This is a genomic window from Rhodococcus sp. 21391 (genome assembly GCF_016772255.1).
In the GTDB taxonomy this organism is placed as follows: Bacteria; Actinomycetota; Actinomycetes; order Mycobacteriales; family Mycobacteriaceae; genus Rhodococcus_F; species Rhodococcus_F opacus.
In genome coordinates, this window is sequence record NZ_CP063782.1 from 73,988 (window position 1) to 89,670 (window position 15,683).

General features: G+C 63.2%; 14 protein-coding genes. 12 read left to right on the top strand and 2 right to left on the bottom strand.

The genetic code is table 11. The features are described 5' to 3' along the window. The first annotated feature begins 11 nt into the window (after positions 1-11). The 10 genes from GO592_RS35045 to GO592_RS35090 all read left to right on the top strand — a co-directional run bounded on the left by GO592_RS35045 (position 12) and on the right by GO592_RS35090 (position 11,254). Positions 12-1,208 (top strand): MCE family protein, encoded by a 1,197-nt coding sequence (locus GO592_RS35045; protein WP_007299695.1) that lies wholly within the window; start codon positions 12-14, stop codon positions 1,206-1,208. After that, positions 1,205-2,344 (top strand): MCE family protein, encoded by a 1,140-nt coding sequence (locus GO592_RS35050; protein WP_007299694.1) that lies wholly within the window; start codon positions 1,205-1,207, stop codon positions 2,342-2,344. Before GO592_RS35045 ends, GO592_RS35050 begins: the two co-directional genes overlap by 4 nt. Further along, positions 2,344-3,831, top strand: coding sequence for an MCE family protein (locus tag GO592_RS35055; RefSeq protein ID WP_007299693.1), 1,488 nt, complete (start codon positions 2,344-2,346; stop codon positions 3,829-3,831). The genes GO592_RS35050 and GO592_RS35055 overlap by 1 nt, the downstream gene beginning before the upstream one ends. After that, a complete protein-coding gene (locus GO592_RS35060; RefSeq protein ID WP_007299692.1) occupies positions 3,807-4,388 on the top strand; it encodes a hypothetical protein in 582 nt (193 codons plus the stop codon). Before GO592_RS35055 ends, GO592_RS35060 begins: the two co-directional genes overlap by 25 nt. Beyond that, positions 4,385-4,915: a hypothetical protein gene (locus tag GO592_RS35065; protein ID WP_007299691.1), complete on the top strand. Its 531-nt coding sequence runs from the start codon at positions 4,385-4,387 to the stop codon at positions 4,913-4,915. Before GO592_RS35060 ends, GO592_RS35065 begins: the two co-directional genes overlap by 4 nt. 56 nt (positions 4,916-4,971) lie before the next feature. Continuing rightward, positions 4,972-6,012 carry an ABC transporter ATP-binding protein gene (locus GO592_RS35070; RefSeq protein WP_007299690.1) on the top strand — a complete coding sequence of 347 codons (1,041 nt, stop codon included), beginning with the start codon at positions 4,972-4,974 and terminating at the stop codon, positions 6,010-6,012. A gap of 66 nt (positions 6,013-6,078) precedes the next feature. Further along, positions 6,079-7,524 carry an aldehyde dehydrogenase gene (locus GO592_RS35075; protein ID WP_007299689.1) on the top strand — a complete coding sequence of 482 codons (1,446 nt, stop codon included), beginning with the start codon at positions 6,079-6,081 and terminating at the stop codon, positions 7,522-7,524. A 202-nt stretch (positions 7,525-7,726) separates the two neighbouring features. Further along, on the top strand, positions 7,727-9,394 hold the full coding sequence (locus GO592_RS35080; RefSeq protein WP_007299688.1) for an AMP-binding protein: 1,668 nt from the start codon (positions 7,727-7,729) through the stop codon (positions 9,392-9,394). Positions 9,395-9,594: 200 nt separating this feature from the next. Then, positions 9,595-10,917 (top strand): cytochrome P450, encoded by a 1,323-nt coding sequence (locus GO592_RS35085; RefSeq protein ID WP_007299687.1) that lies wholly within the window; start codon positions 9,595-9,597, stop codon positions 10,915-10,917. Between the two features lie 16 nt (positions 10,918-10,933). Next, a complete protein-coding gene (locus tag GO592_RS35090; RefSeq protein WP_007299686.1) occupies positions 10,934-11,254 on the top strand; it encodes a 2Fe-2S iron-sulfur cluster-binding protein in 321 nt (106 codons plus the stop codon). A gap of 1 nt (position 11,255) precedes the next feature. On the opposite strand, the gene GO592_RS46025 is transcribed toward GO592_RS35090, so the two are convergent. After that, positions 11,256-12,458 (bottom strand): LuxR C-terminal-related transcriptional regulator, encoded by a 1,203-nt coding sequence (locus GO592_RS46025; RefSeq protein ID WP_272943286.1) that lies wholly within the window; start codon positions 12,456-12,458, stop codon positions 11,256-11,258. Next, positions 12,455-13,714, bottom strand: a complete 1,260-nt coding sequence (locus GO592_RS35100) for a helix-turn-helix transcriptional regulator (protein WP_237720558.1) — start codon at positions 13,712-13,714, stop codon at positions 12,455-12,457. The genes GO592_RS46025 and GO592_RS35100 overlap by 4 nt, the downstream gene beginning before the upstream one ends. A 160-nt stretch (positions 13,715-13,874) precedes the next feature. Here GO592_RS35100 and GO592_RS35105 point away from each other — a divergent pair, with 160 nt between their 5' ends. Beyond that, positions 13,875-14,855, top strand: a complete 981-nt coding sequence (locus GO592_RS35105) for a quinone oxidoreductase family protein (protein WP_007299683.1) — start codon at positions 13,875-13,877, stop codon at positions 14,853-14,855. Between the two features lie 108 nt (positions 14,856-14,963). Beyond that, entirely contained in the window at positions 14,964-15,494 is a 531-nt protein-coding gene (locus tag GO592_RS35110; RefSeq protein ID WP_007299682.1) for a MarR family winged helix-turn-helix transcriptional regulator, read from the top strand. The last annotated feature ends 189 nt before the right edge of the window (positions 15,495-15,683 follow it).

The following is a 15,683-nucleotide window of genomic DNA, read 5'->3' on the forward strand; positions in this document are numbered from 1 at the left end:
CGGTACGGGAAATGGCACGTGCACTGCCGGCGAAACTGCTCGCCGTGGTGATCGCGGTCGCCCTCGTCGGGCTGGTGACCGCCGCCTGGATCGAAAACCACTCCGTCAACCACGTCACGGCCTACTTCCGGAACACCACCGGCATGTACGTCGGAGACCGAGTGATGATCCTCGGCGTCGAGGTAGGCCGCATCACGACGATCGAACCGGACGGCGAGCGGGTCCGGGTGGAATTCGACTACGACAACGATTACGACGTTCCCGCGGACGCGAAGGCCGCGGTCGTCGCCCCGACCTTGGTGACCGGCCGCTACATCCAGCTGGCACCGGCATACTCGGGCGGACCGACCCTGTCCGACGGCGACGAAATCCCCCTCGACCGCACCGCCGTCCCGGTCGAGTTCGACGAGATCAAGAAGCAGGTGGTCAAGCTCGCCGAGGACGCCGGCCGCACCCCGGAGCACCCGGACGGTTCGCTCAATCGCTTCGTGAGCAGCACCGCCAGGACCCTGGACGGGACGGGCACGGCGCTGCACGACTCCCTCACCCATCTCTCTGACGCCGCCACCACGCTGAACGCAAGCGGCGAGGACCTGTTCGGCACTGTTGAAAACCTGCAGAAGTTCACGACCGCCCTCGCTGCCAGCGACCAGCAGATCCGGGCGTTCAGCAGCGAATTCGCGAACGTATCGGGGTTGCTCAACGCCAACCGGACCGAACTCGACGCGATGCTGAGCAGCATGCTGACCACGTTCCAGGAAGTGACGAAGTTCATCGAAGACAACCGTGGGGCGCTGGTCGAGAACGTCGGACAGCTCGAGGACATTACCCGGTTGCTCGTCGACCGCCAGGACACCCTGATGTCGATCCTGCACTCGGGACCGACGGCGCTGTCGGACTTCTACAACATCTACGATGCCGACGCCAACTCGCTCACCGGTGCCCTCGCCGTGCCCGAGATGCCGGACCCGCGCTCGCTGATCTGCGCACTCTTGACCACGGTCGACGCACCCGCAAATGAATGCGCTACGGCTGCAGGAGCTTTTGCCGCACCGTTGGCCAATGCCGCCGTGCGGCAGGCGGTACCTACACCTGCCACCACCCCGGCTGCGCCGGGGGGTATGCCGGGCGCACCTGCACCGACCGATCCCGTCGCCTCCATCACCCAAAGTCTCCAGAACCTCATCCTTCCGGAGGGACCACGATGACGAACTCTATTCGGAGGTCGGCGCTCACGGCGACCGTGCTCGTCGGCGTCGTGGCCGCGGCGGCCGGGTGCCGATTCGACGGGATCAATTCGATCGGACTGCCCGGCAACGCGGTCGGCGGTGACACGCACGAGGTGACCGTCGAGCTGGCGGACATCCAGAATCTGGTGGGCAACTCACCGGTGAAGGCCAATAACGTCATCGTGGGAAACATCAGCCACATCACCGGCGACAACTGGGGTGCCGAACTGACACTCGAACTCGACCCACAGGCCGAGATCCCAGCGAATGTCGGCGCCAAGCTCGCGCAAACCAGTGTGCTCGGCTCCCAGTACCTCGAGCTCACCGTGCCGCCCGGCGAGGACGCAGTCGGCCTCCTCGCCGACGGTGACGTGATTCCCCTTGACCGCACCAGTCAATATCCGTCAACCGAGGAGGTGCTCTCGGCGCTCGCTCTCGTGCTCAACGGCAGTGGGTTGCAGCAGATCCGAACCGTGACCTCCGAGCTCAACCGCGTACTCGGTGGCCGGGAGGAATCGCTGCGAAGCCTGTTCGGCAACCTCGAGGAGTTCGTCGGCGGCGTCGACCAACAACGCGAGGACATCGTCCGGGCCATCGACGGGCTCGATCGCCTCGGTGCGGAACTCGCCAGTCAGAATCAGACGATCGACAGAGGGATCACCTCGATCGAGCCGGCTATGCAGATCCTCGACGAACAGCAGAAACAACTCACCACGATGCTCGACGACGTGGGGCGGTTCGGTGAGGTCGCCACCGAGGTGCTCGAGAGCAGCCGCGAGGATCTCGATGCGAATCTGCGGTCATTGCAGCCGGTGCTTTCGCAGCTCGCTGCGGCCGGTGATCACCTGCCGGAAGCGCTGAAGATCGCCGGAACCATACCGTTCCCGGTCACGACCACCCAGCGCGCCGTCCGGGGTGACTACATGAATCTCTTCCTCACCCTCGACGTCAGCGCCGAGACGGTCGGCGGCAAGGTTCTCGGCAGTATCCCGCTCGACGAGTTGGCAGGACTGAACCCGGCCCGCCAAGCGGTGAATCCTCTGTTGGCACCCACAGGCGCAACAACATCCGGCGGACCAGCGACGTCCGCACCGCAGAACGGAGCACCGCGCTGATGAGATCGAAACTCGTCCGCTTCCAGCTCATCGTCTTCACAGTGGTGGCTGTTCTCGCCGTCGGCAACGCCGCGGTCAACTACCTCGGGCTCAAGCGGGTCACCGGGATCGGGATGTACACGGTCACGGCGGAATTCGACCGCGCGGGTGGCCTCTATGTGAACTCCCTGGTGACCTATCGCGGCGTCGACGTCGGCGTCGTGAAATCGATCGACGTCGGCCCCGATCGAGCGTCCGCAGAATTACAGCTCGATTCGGACTTCGCGATTCCAGCCGACAGCCAGGCGTTCGTCCGCAGCGTCTCGGCCATCGGCGAGCAATATCTGGACATGGTTCCGGCGTCGTCCGAAGGCCCCTTCCTCGCGGAAGGTGACGTGATCACCGAGGCGAACACCGAAATCCCGGTGCCTGCCTCCGAGGTCGTCGACAAGGTGAACGTTCTCCTGTCCGAGCTGCCCAAGGACGACCTCCGCGTCACCGTCGACGAGGCCTACACTGCCTTCAACGGAGCGGGACCGGCGCTGTCGCGGCTCATCGACTCCTCCCGTCCACTCATCGAACTCGCGCAGGCGAAGATCGGGACGACCCAAACCCTGCTCGACGACGCCGAACCGGTCCTCGCTGCCGGTGTCGACTCCCGCGCCGACATCGCGAGCTTCTCCCGCGATCTGTCCTCGTTCTCCGAGCAGTTGGTGATGAGCGACGCACAGGTCCGTGGCGTCCTCGACAATGGGTCACAGTTCTTCGACACGGTCAGCGGCACTCTCGACGACGTCCGCCCCACCGTTCCGCTGCTGCTGGCGAACCTCCAGACAGTCGGTGAGGTCGCTCGCGTCAACATCCCCGGGATCCAGCAGATCCTGGTGATCTACCCGGCTGTGTCGGCGTCGATCAACTACATGCACCGAGGAGTCCAGACCGACGACCGGGTGTACGGTCAGGGCGCCCTCGACGTCAAACTCGGCAACTCCGCGAACCCGCTCCCCTGCACCGAGGGGTACCAGGAAACGCAGCGCCGCGACCCCAGCGATCTCAGCGCGGTCCCGGCACCGGAAAATTCCTACTGCAAACTCCCGCCGGCCGACCCCCGGGTCGCCCGAGGGGCACGCAACATCCCCTGTGCGACCGATCCCACCGTGCGAACAGCCGAGATCGAGAACTGCCCGGGCGGTCTGCCGTCCACCTGGCCGGGAATGCTGGCCCGGCCCGGACAACCGTACTCGCCGCCGCCGACGGACACCGGTGCACCGAACGCGGGCCCGATCGCGAGCCAACCCGCTCCCAGCGGTCCCGAACCCCTGACCGTCGCACCGGCCTCATGGTCGAACCCGCAGGACTTCACCAGCGGCAACGGCAACACCAGCGTCCCGTACGACCCGATCACCGGGAACTTCCGGGCACCGAACGGCGATCTGTACTCGATCGCCAGCGTTTCTGCACCAAAGTTAGAGGAGGAATTGACATGGCAGGCACTACTGCTCCGGTAGAGGTCGAACCAGACCTCGATCAAGCCGGGAACGATGCCGCGGCCGCGATAGCCGACTCCGAAGTGCGTAAGAGTGCCCGAGGGTTCATCGTGACGACGGCGGCAGTCGTACTCGTCGCCGTCGCCGCCCTGGTCGTCGGCGGGATCTCGTGGACGAACCTGCGCGCCGAACAGACCGCACAGTCCCGAGACCAACAGGTCCTCGAGACGGCCCGCCAGGTGGTAGTCAATCTGGTCACGCTGCGGCATCAGAGCGTGGACGAAGACATCCAGCGCGTCGCCGACGGCACCACCGGGCCGTTCCGAGACCAGTTCACCAGCGCATCGGGAAGTTTCGGTGACGTGCTCAACCAGGGCCAGGTGGAGTCGACCGGCGAAGTGAAGGAAGCCGGCCTCGTCAAGGCGGACGACGACCACGCCGTCGTCCTCGCCGCCGTGACATCCACGGTGAAAAACACCGAGGCACCCGACGGGGAGATCCGGGTGTACCGCATGAAGGTCTCCCTCGATTCGGTGGACGGCCGCTGGCTCGTCTCAGATGTGGAGTTCGTGGCATGAGAAACACACTCGCCCAAATACCCCAGGCAGTCGCAACCTGGTCCCTCGCACGTCGGCGGGCCACCCGCTATCTCGCCGTGCTCGTCGCCGGTGGCCTCGTCGCGGTGGCCGCCGCCATCACCCTCCAGGTGCACGACCACCGCCAGGTCGACGCCGCGCAGACACAGGCGCGCGACCGCGCCACCCAACTGCTCGGCGACGTGTTGTCGTACGACTTCAACACCATCGACGCGCACTTCGCCGACATACTTCCCAGTCTCGGCGGCGACCTCCGCGGCCAGTTCGACAGCGTCGGCAAGGAGGTCATCATCCCCTCGGCGAAACAACGCCAGGTCGTCACGTCGGCGACCGTCGTCGAATCCTCCGTCGTCTCCGCGTCGGAAGACGCAGTGACACTGCTGTTCTTCGTCAACCAGTCGACCACCAGCACCGACAGCGCCGCACCGAAATTGGACGGCAGCCGCGTCCGAGTCGGCATGACCGAGCAGGACGGGACATGGGTCATGACGGAGATGACCCCGGTCTGACCAATTCCCCGAAACAAGGGGATCAGTCGATGTTTTCGCAATCGTAGGAGGTAGTGGTGGGTGTCGAGGTATCCGTCGAAGGACTGACCAAGTCGTTCGGCTCGCAGAGAATCTGGCAGGACGTGTCGTTGACCCTCCCCACCGGCGAGGTCAGCGCGTTGCTCGGACCGTCCGGTACGGGAAAATCGGTGTTCCTGAAGTCGCTTATCGGTCTGCTCCGTCCGGAGCAGGGCTCGATCGTGATCGACGGCACCAACATTCTCGAGTGCTCGAGCAAGGAGCTCTACGAGATCCGCAAACTGTTCGGGGTGCTGTTTCAGGACGGTGCGTTGTTCGGATCGATGAATCTCTACGACAACGTCGCGTTCCCGTTGCGCGAACACACCAAAAAGTCCGAATCCGACGTCCGCAAGATCGTCATGGAGAAGATGGAACTCGTCGGCCTCCTCGGGGCCGAGGACAAACTGCCCGGCGAAATCTCCGGCGGTATGCGCAAACGCGCCGGACTCGCCCGCGCCCTGGTCCTCGACCCGCAGATCATCCTCGTCGACGAGCCCGACTCCGGTCTGGACCCGGTCCGCACCACCTACATTTCCCAGACGCTGATCGACATCAACGCCGAAATCGACGCAACGATCCTGATCGTCTCGCACAACATCAACCTCGCACGCACGGTGCCCGACAACATCGGCATGCTCTTCCGCCGGGAACTGGTGATGTTCGGACCCCGCGAAGTGCTGCTCACCAGCGACCAGCCGGTCGTCAAACAATTCCTCAACGGCACCATGATCGGCCCGATCGGAATGTCCGAGGAAAAGGACGAAGCCACCATGGCCGCCGAACAGGCGATGGTCGACGCCGGCCACCACGCCGGCGGCGTCGACGATGTCGAAGGCATCGTCCCGCAGATGAAAGCCACACCCGGCATGCCGTTCCGGCAAGCCGTCGCCCGCCGCCAGGAACGCGTCCGGCACATCATGCACACCCTCCCCGAGAACGCCCAGATCGCGATCCACGAAAGTTTCGAGGAGAGCCTCGGCTCCTACGACGACACCGAGGAATTCCCGCTCTACGAGGAGCCGCTCGAATCCGTGTAAGCCACCGTCCGAGTTCACGACTCGGCAACAAAGCACCGCAACCCAGATAGACGAGAGGAACCAGTCATGACCACGAACAACAATGCCTTCTTCATCGGAGGCGAATGGCATGCGCCCACCTCGAGTGGCGTGATCACGGTGGTCTCACCCAACGACGAACAGGTGGTCGGCCACGCCCCCGACGGCGTTGAAGCCGACATGGATGCCGCCGTCGGCGCCGCACGCCGCGCATTCGACGACCCGGCCGGATGGTCGCAGTGGGAGCCGGCGCGGCGAGCACAGGCGCTGGGGCGCCTGGCCGATGCGCTGGACAAGCGCGCAGCCGAAATGGTCCAGGCGGTGAGCTCCCAGAACGGCATGCCCGTCGCCGTCGCCGAGAAGTTGGAGGCGGTCTTCCCACAAATCCTCCTCCGCTACTACGCCGGACTGATCGAAAACGACAGCTTCGAGGAGACGCGGCCGGGTCTCCTCGGCGGATCGACGCTCGTCACCAAGACCCCGATCGGCGTCGTCGGCGCCATCGTCCCGTGGAACTTCCCGCAGGCTCTCGCCGCCTTCAAATACGCTCCGGCTCTCGCTGCAGGGTGCACGATCGTCATCAAGCCGTCCCCCGAAACAGTCCTCGACAGCTACGTCCTCGCGGAAGCAATCGAAGAGGCGAACCTGCCGGCCGGCGTGATCAACATCGTTCCCGGCGGTCGCGAACTGGGCGCGTATCTGGTCTCACACCCCGGCATCGACAAGGTGGCGTTCACCGGGTCGTCGGCTGCCGGTCGTAACATCGCCGAAGCGTGCGGTCGGCTACTTCGCCCGGTCACGCTGGAACTGGGTGGAAAATCGGCGGCAATCATCCTTGACGACGCGAATCTGGATCTCGCCACCGTCGGGGAACAGCTGTTCGGTGCAACCATGTTGAACAATGGGCAAGTCTGCTACCTCGGCACCCGCATTCTGGCACCGCAATCGCGTTACCAGGAAGTGGTCGACACGTTCAGCGCCCTCGCCGGGTCACTGACCGTAGGAAGTTCCCTCGACCCCGCCACGATGATCGGGCCGATGGCGAGCGCCCGGCAGCGCGAGCGGGTGGAGTCCTACATCGCGAAGGGCAAGGGCGACGGCGCCCGCATCACGGTCGGTGGTGGGCGCCCCACCGACCTCGACAAGGGATGGTTCGTCGAACCGACCATTTTTGCGGACGTCGACAACAACTACAGCATCGCCCAGGAAGAGATCTTCGGCCCGGTGCTGTCGATCATTTCGTACCGCGACGACGAGGACGCCGTCCGCATCGCGAACGACAGCGACTTCGGCCTCGGTGGCACCGTCTTCACCGCCGATCACGACCACGGGGTCGCTGTTGCTCGGCGCATCCAGACCGGAACGGTCGGTATCAACGGCTACCTCCCCGACCCGACGGCACCCTTCGGTGGTGTCAAGGCCAGCGGCCTCGGTCGCGAACTGGGTCCGGAAGCTCTGTCCGCCTACCTCGTGCCGAAGTCGATCTACCTGTAAAAATTTGGTGCGGGTGCGGCGCTCGGGGCGCACCCGCACCGACAGACCACTCATCCCCACGGGGTATCTCCCTCACCCCCGAGGACGAGAAGGTGTCCGTTTTATACCTTCCCTCCCCACTTAGATCGGTATTATGGTTAGGCCAATTACTCCCGGGCCTGTCTCCTGTCGAGGAGAGGCACCTGAAAGCAAGGATCCGCACATGGATGTCATGGAACACGCGGGAGCCATTCTCCCCGAGGACCGCTACAGTGCCAGCACGCTCGCGGCGTTCCGATCGAACGGCTACTGGCGTGACGAGAGCCTGGCCGAACATGTGGACCGCTGGGCCACGATCGACCCGGACTTCGTCGCTGTCACCGATGGCTACGGCGTCCTCACCCGAGGAGAGCTTCGCGGGCAGGCATACCGCCTTGCGGCCTCTTTGAAAAAGCTCGGAATCGAGCGGGGTGACCGCGTCCAGGTCCAGTTGCCGAACTGGAACGAATTCGTCGTCATCTATGTGGCGCTCGCCAGGATCGGCGCCGTACTCGTGCCGACGATGCCCGTGTACCGGCACGATGAGGTCCGATACGTTCTCGAGCACTCCGGTGCCAAGATCTCCTTTGTCACAGAGGAATTCCGGAAGTTCCGGTACACCGACATGCTGGCCGAGGTCCGCCCCGAGGTTCCCGGACTCGAGCACGTCGTCGTCGTGCGCGGAAATGCGGGCGCCGACGAGATCGCGTTCGATTCACTGACCGCCGGTGAAGGCGTCCCCGGTGACGACGAACTCGGGCCACCTCCATCTGCCGATGCGGCCCATGCCATCATCTACACATCGGGGACAGAGTCGCGACCAAAAGGGTGCCAGCACACCTTCAACACACTCTCTTTCACCGTCTACGGACTGGGTGGGCAGGTGATCGGTCTGAATCCTGACGATGTGATGTTCATGCCCTCGCCCGTCACGCATGCGACCGGGCTGGCCGTGGGCGTGGCGACGCCGTTGATCCTCGGCAGTGGGATCCATCTCCTCGACGTGTGGGAGCCGAACGAAGGCCTCCGGCGTATCGCGGAGTTCAAGACCACGGTCAGCATGGCCGCGACACCGTTCCTCCAGATGGCACTCGGAGCCATCGAAGATGGTGCCGACCACGACGTGACCTCGATGCGACTCTGGGTCAGCGCCGGCGCACCTATTCCTGAAATCCTTCTGACGGAATGGAAGACGGCTCTGCCCGACTGTACGCTGCTCCCGGTCTATGGCAGCAGCGAAGGGCTACTGGTGACGGCGGTGCGTGTCGACGACCCCATCGAAAAGGTGCTCTCCTCCGACGGGAGCGCCTTCGATGGTGTCGATCTCGAGATCCGCGACGAGGAAGGTGCCATCGTAACGGCCGGCGAGGAAGGCCAGATCTTCTACGGAGGGCCGGGAATCTTCCTCGGATACTGGCGCGACCCCGAGCGCACGGCTGCATCGGTCGACGATCGAGGGTTCCTCTCCTCAGGTGATCTGGGCCGCGTCGACACAGACGGATATCTGCGGGTCACCGGCCGGATCAAGGACCTGATCATCCGTGGTGGAATGAACATCTCGGCACGCGAGGTGGAAGAACACCTACTGGCGCATCCGCAGATCATGGGAGCGGCCGCGGTGTCCATGCCCGATCCCCGCCTCGGCGAGAAGGTGTGCGCCTTCATCGTCGTCGACGGTCCCGCGCCGACACTCGAGGACCTGGCGGACTTCCTCCGGAACGAACGCAAAGCAATGATGCAGAAGATCCCCGAGAAGGTGGTCGTCGTCGACCAACTTCCCACCACCGCTACCGGGAAGATCCAGAAGTTCTTGCTTCGCAAGCAGGCGGCCGAACTGACCGGCAACGAGTAAGACCAAAGCTACCCGAAACAGGGGCTGCGCAACAATGTTGCAGCAGCCCCTGTTTCGCTGATTCCAGCTACTTGATCACGAAGCGATCTCGCCCTAAGGGCGTACGAATATCTCTCGTAGAGATGACGTTTCATCGGGCGGCCTACGAGAGACTTGGATCACAGTGAAGATGTAGAGAATTCAAACTGCGAGGAGTCAGTGTGACTACCGTCGAACACGTATCGAGCGTTCCGATCCCGAAAAGCATCGCCGAGCAGATCGTCCTACCTGAGGGCCATAGGGACGAAGTTTCACTTTACGCGGCCTACGAGTGGTTGCGAACCAACAACCCGCTCGGGAAGGTGGAGGTCGAGGGCTACGATCCTCTGTGGCTGGTGACCAAGCACGCCGACATCATGGAAATCGAAAAACAACCCCAGATTTTCAACAGCGGTGGCGGAGAGGACAAGGGCTCCCACAATCCGATTCTCACGAATCAGGCGGGTGATGCCTTCACCAAGAGCCTGACCGGCGGCAGTCTCCGGATCCTCGACACGATCACCTATCTGGACCCACCTGAGCACACCGCAGTGAAGGATCTCGCCGCGGACTGGTTCCGGCCGGCGAACCTGAAGAAGTGGGAAGGCATCATTCGGGAGCTGGCACAGGAATCGGTTGCGGAGCTTCGCCGATCGGGAACCGAGATCGACCTCGTCGAGAACTTCACCAAGTCCTTTCCGCTCCACGTGATCATGAGCCTCTTCGGTGTCCCGGAAGAAGACGAGCCGCGGATGATGGCGTTGACTCAGGACTTCTTCGGAGTCGCAGATCCCGACGAGCAGCGTGACGACGTCGAACCCCTGACCCCGGAAGCGGCAGCGCAACAATTTTCGGCTGCCATCGCGGATTTTTACGCCTATTTCGACGCACTCGTCGAAGACCGTCGCGCGAATCCCCGCGACGACCTCGCGACTCTGATCGCGGCCGGGAAGGACGAGAACGGCGACTACTACCCGAAAACCTTCGCCTACGGCTGGTTCATCGCCATCGCAACCGCTGGTCACGACACCACGTCGACCACCTTGGCGACCGGTCTGCATGCATTGATCGAGAACCCTGACCAGCTCGCCCGGGTACAGGCCGACCCCTCTCTGATCCCCGATCTGGTGAACGAGTCCTTGCGCTGGGCATCGCCGGTGAAGCAGTTCACCCGCCAGGCGTCCGTCGACTACACACTCCGTGGACAGCAGATCAAGAAGGGTGATCGACTGGTGCTTCTCTACCAGTCAGCGAACCGCGACAGCGACGTGTTCGACTCACCCGACACTTTTCGCTTCGACCGGAAGCCCAACAAGCACATCGCTTTCGGGTACGGGCCGCACATGTGCATCGGACAGCACCTTGCGAAGATCGAACTTCGAATCATGTTCGAAGAGCTGCTGCCGAAGATCGCCAAGTTGGAGCAGATCGGTGACGCACGCGTGCTCCAGACGAACTTCGTCGGCGGCCTCAAGAATCTGCCCGTCCGACTGGAACTTCACTGACTTGAAGGAAACGCAAATGAGCGAGATCACCTACGTACTGCCCGATGGAAGTGAGTCGACTATCGACGTCCCGTCCGGTCAGAGCATCATGGACGGCTCGGTCCGCAACAATCTCCCGGGGATCGTCGCCGAATGCGGTGGAAGCTGCTCGTGCGCAACTTGTCATGTTTTCCTCGACGAGGACTCCCAGGGGCTGTTCGACGAGGCCACGGACGAGGAGCGTGATCTACTCGAGTACCTCGATGGGGTGCAGTCACACTCACGCTTGTCGTGCCAGTTGATCGTCAACGATCGATGCAATGGACTCCGAGTCGTCGTACCCGACACGAACGGTTGATCTAGGTGGTGCGGCCGGACGAGGCGTCAGACTTGGCCATCTCCAAGTATCGGTAGATCGCCTCGGACCGGTTCATCGCTCCCAGCTTTCGCAGGATCTTCTTGACATGCGATTTCACTGTGAAGACACTGATCACAAGTACATCTGCAATTTCTGTGTTGGATTTGCCTGCCGTCAGGAGCTGGAACACTTCGCGTTCACGCCCGGTAAGTTCTTCCAAGCCCGGTGCGTTGCAGTGTGAGGGCAGCGCCGCCGGTGAGAATGATGCGGCACCGGCGGCACGCGGCTTTCCGAGCGCAACTTCTGAATTCGAGAGCACTTCCGCCTCGCGACTCTCCTGCTCCAGGCGTTCGACGATCAACCGCTTCTGCTTGGTCAATCGTTCGGACACCATTGCTCGTTCGAAGAGAGTTCCGAAGCTGCCGGCGAAAGCATCGAGCAGGTCGCGTTCGGCGATACTCGGATTTCGGTCGTCTGCACGACTCGCGTGGATCAGGCCGATAACGCCGGTGGAGACGGCAATCGGGGCTACAACGTACCCTCCGGCGCCGAAGTATGATGCACTCGCGAGGTTGATGGGGTTCGCCGCAGGCGACTGCCGATCCGGTAGCACGAGGACTGCGGTGCGCTTCTGCACGGCCCGTCCCTCCGGTGAGTCAGGCTCAATCGGTGCCGTGGCGAGTGAATCGATTTCGGGCGCAGCGCCTCTCTCGAACTGGGTCTCCACAATAGTCCAGGCATTGCTGTGGACCTCAGAGAGCAGCACTCGGTCAAGACCAGTCATCGCGGCGGCCTCGGCGCACACGCTCCTCGACAGGCCGGCCACTGTCTCAGCACCCCGAAGACGTCGAACAGCGCCTGCGAAGTCGGCGGCACCGACGACTGCCGACGAGGACGGTGACGAGTGCAGACGGTGGCGGACATCGCGGATTTCGACGAGAAGCCTTCCGAACGACACCTTCTTGTCCGACACGATCGTCGACAGTGCACTGAGCGCCGCTTCGGTCGCCTCGTCGAGCAGGGCGAGGACAAGACCGGGAGACACCTTCCGGGTGTCACTCGGAGGTTCGGGCCCCAGTCCGAAGTCGTTCCGCAAACGACCGAGCAGGGACACGGCCGCCTTCATGGCCTCGGCGTCGCCTCGCGCCTGAGCCGAGCCCTGTATACGAGATTGGCCATCGTTCACGGTTTTGATATCCATCATCGTCGGATCTGGTGGGAATAGAGTACCGCCGCCGCAGCCCGGGTCGGGACGCGCAGCTTCTTCAGAATGTGCTTGACGTGCGACTTCACGGTTCCCTCGGAGATCACCAGTGTCTGTGCGATTTGACTGTTGGTGGCGCCGGTGGCGATATGGGAAAGAATCTCGCGCTCACGGAACGTCAACACCGCGCTGACCTCTACCGCGGACGTCTGGTCGACTGTGGGCCGAGCGATGTGAGGATGCTCGTCAGGCTGGGGACGCAGGCCCAGCTCCGCCTTCTGAATGCGTTCGAGCAGCACATCGGTGGAATCGAAGGATGCCGCCAATCGTGATCTCTGCGCGCTGATTCGCTCCCTCAATACCGCTTGCTCGTACACGAGTGCGAAGAAGGTCGCGAACGCGTCCAGTCGGTCGCGATCGTCCGGATCGAGAGGGTCCCGCGCGCCGGGACGATCGGCATGGATCAGTCCGATTACCCGGCCTCTCGAGACGATCGGTGCAGCGACATAGCCCGAGGAGCGTGACGCGACCACTATTTCCTTCATCGTGCGTTCGTCTTGCGCTGGCGCTGCGACCAGGGCAGGCACACGACGGCGAACCAGTTCGGTCTCCAGTCGCGCTTCGGACAACGGAAACTCCGCGGAGTCCACGAAGTCCGAGAAGTCCATCGGTGACCCGTCGAATTCCGGCCGGACGTGAAGTCGCTGCGGTTGCCAGAGCGATCCGCTGATCGCCGAGATCATGGCGCGCGCGAAGGGAAGCGTCGAACAAATCGCCTCTGGTGCCGATTGGACGATGTCGCCGGATGCGAGATCACGCAGTCCGGCAGCGGCATCGTGTACAGCCGCCAACTCGGCGGCCCGGCGGATCGCCGCGCTCTCGGCGCATTGCTCCCGAAGATCTTCCATCCGGACCAGGAGAACACAGGCCTCCTCGATGTCGGTCTCTGGCAATAGACCCTCGGTCAGTGCGTTCCCGAGTTGATGTCGGGCTCCCGCGAGTGCGGCATACGCATCCTCTGGCCCGGACGCCTGGTATGCGGCCCCGAGGATCTTCGAAACGAGGTCTGTGCATTCGTGCGCGTCCTGAATAAGACCCTCATCCCGCACTTCGACTGATTGCTCTCTCCGAATCATTGCGCTCCGTAGTTCGGTCACCTCGCCGACGCTGATTGCGCCACGGGGCAGACGTTCCTCACCCAAACATACAGTGTATGTGACTGGCATCACTAAACACGAATCGCACGCGGCGGGCAAGCGTCGAGCAGACACGACTTACGAACTGTGTTGCGGCCAATCACGTTGGCGAAGTGGTGATTCTGGAATTCACAGCGTCCAGTGACGCCGGTGACCGGCGGTACGACACCCGACATCGAAACAATGATACCATTGAAAAGGTACGACCGAATGGAGCGTCATGGATGCCGTAGTTTTGCGAGAGTTCGGGGAGCCGAACGTCCTGAAGATCGAGTCGATCGCCGATCCGGTGGCGAGCCCGGGCTGGGTGACTGTCCAACTGAAGGCTGCGGCCCTCAACTGGCACGATGTTCTCGTGCGACAGGGTAAGTACTCGTCGCCACTGCCGCACGTTCTCGGCGCGGACGGTGCGGGCATCCGCGCAGACACGGGTGAGGAGATTCTCGTCCTTCCCTCACTGTGGTGGGGCGACCGCGAAGCAGCCCCGAGCGCGCAGTGGGAGATCCTCGGCGATCGCCAGCGGGGCACCTACGCCGAGTTGGTACGGGTGCCGGAGGTCTGCGTTGCCCCGAAACCGCGCGGGCTCAGCTGGGAGCAGGCCGCTGCCCTCCCCCTCGTCGGACTGACCACCTATCGGGCGCTGTTCACCCGCGGACACCTCCGCGCCGGCGAGAATGTCCTCGTCCTGGGCGCAGGCGGGGGAGTTGCGACCATGGCCGTCATGCTGGCGTCTGCCGTGGGGGCAAACGTTACAGTCACGTCCTCCTCCCCGTCCAAGATCGCGCAGGCAGTAGAACTCGGTGCCGCGAACGGGGTGCTCTACAGCGACCCCGAGTGGCCCGAAGCCGCTCGTCACCACTCGCCCGACGGTCAGGGCTTCGATCTCGTCCTCGATTCCGTGGGGACGTGGGAACAGTCCATCGCGGCTTTGCGTCCGGGGGGCCGATTAGTCGTGCTGGGCGCATCTCGGAGCGAACTCGCCACTCTGAATGTCAGACCCTTCTACTTCGGCCAGTATGAATTGATCGGCACCACGATGGGGAGCCCGCAAGACTTCACCGGCCTTTTGGAACTGATCGATGCGGCCACCATTCCACCGGTGCCCATCGATACCGTGTTCCCGCTCGCAGAGGCGGCGGCCGCACACAAGCATCTCGAACAGGGAAGCGGGTTCGGGAAGGTCGTTCTCTCGCATCGTTGACAGTGGTTCTCGCGCACTGGGCTGGTACGCATGCGGTCTATCATTTACCGCGACGCGGTTCGGTGACGACTACCGCGACGCGATTCGGTGACGACGAGAGACCGCGCAGTGGCGAGTGAATTTCCGACGTCTTCCGACGACGATCAGCCCGACGTGATCGACTGGATGCGCGCCGAATGGGTGGAACGGCAGGATTCGGCCGAACTGGAGTTCGTCACCACGATGGCGTTGCTGCGCACCCACCAATGGGTCGTCCGTGCGATGGACCAGGAGTTGCGCTCACTCCGGCTGTCGCGCAATGCCTATCTGATCCTGACCTCGCTACAACTCTCGGAGGGACGAACTCGTCCGCTCGGCAAGTTGAGCAAGTACCTCATGGTCCACCCCACCACCGTGTCGATGGCGGTCGAGCAACTCGTCAAGGCGGGACTCGTCGAACGCCGCGCACATACGACGGACCGCCGGACCGTTCTCGCCACTCTCACACCAGCCGGCATGAAAGTGGTCGAGGAAGCAAACAACCGGCTCGCCGGGGGCCGCTTCGGCCTTGATTCGGTCGACGCCGAAACCCTGGAAGCGCTGATCGAGCAATTGCAACTTGTGCGCCGTGCCGTCGGCGATGTCGAAACCGGACACTGAGTCAACACGCACTTTCGGCGGCCTACATGCGGCGGCGAGACCAGCCCTGCACCCCTTGCCCTATCAAGTTTTACGTCCTACTATTCAAACCTAGAATAGCTCTTACTTGGCGAGGACCGGGCAGTCCAGCTTCTCAACGAACGACAACGCTCCCTCGCCGTGATCCCCCAGCCGAGTCACGCACAGGAG

Bases quoted from the DNA above. Each gene is read 5' to 3' on its own strand.
- GO592_RS35080 (WP_007299688.1), top strand. From the start codon at position 7,727: ATGGATGTCATGGAACACGCGGGAGCCATTCTCCCCGAGGACCGCTAC.
- GO592_RS35055 (WP_007299693.1), top strand. From the start codon at position 2,344: ATGAGATCGAAACTCGTCCGCTTCCAGCTCATCGTCTTCACAGTGGTG.
- GO592_RS35065 (WP_007299691.1), top strand. From the start codon at position 4,385: ATGAGAAACACACTCGCCCAAATACCCCAGGCAGTCGCAACCTGGTCC.
- GO592_RS35090 (WP_007299686.1), top strand. From the start codon at position 10,934: ATGAGCGAGATCACCTACGTACTGCCCGATGGAAGTGAGTCGACTATC.
- GO592_RS35045 (WP_007299695.1), top strand. From the start codon at position 12: ATGGCACGTGCACTGCCGGCGAAACTGCTCGCCGTGGTGATCGCGGTC.
- GO592_RS35050 (WP_007299694.1), top strand. From the start codon at position 1,205: ATGACGAACTCTATTCGGAGGTCGGCGCTCACGGCGACCGTGCTCGTC.
- GO592_RS35105 (WP_007299683.1), top strand. From the start codon at position 13,875: ATGGATGCCGTAGTTTTGCGAGAGTTCGGGGAGCCGAACGTCCTGAAG.
- GO592_RS46025 (WP_272943286.1), bottom strand. From the start codon at position 12,458: ATGATGGATATCAAAACCGTGAACGATGGCCAATCTCGTATACAGGGC.
- GO592_RS35075 (WP_007299689.1), top strand. From the start codon at position 6,079: ATGACCACGAACAACAATGCCTTCTTCATCGGAGGCGAATGGCATGCG.
- GO592_RS35060 (WP_007299692.1), top strand. From the start codon at position 3,807: ATGGCAGGCACTACTGCTCCGGTAGAGGTCGAACCAGACCTCGATCAA.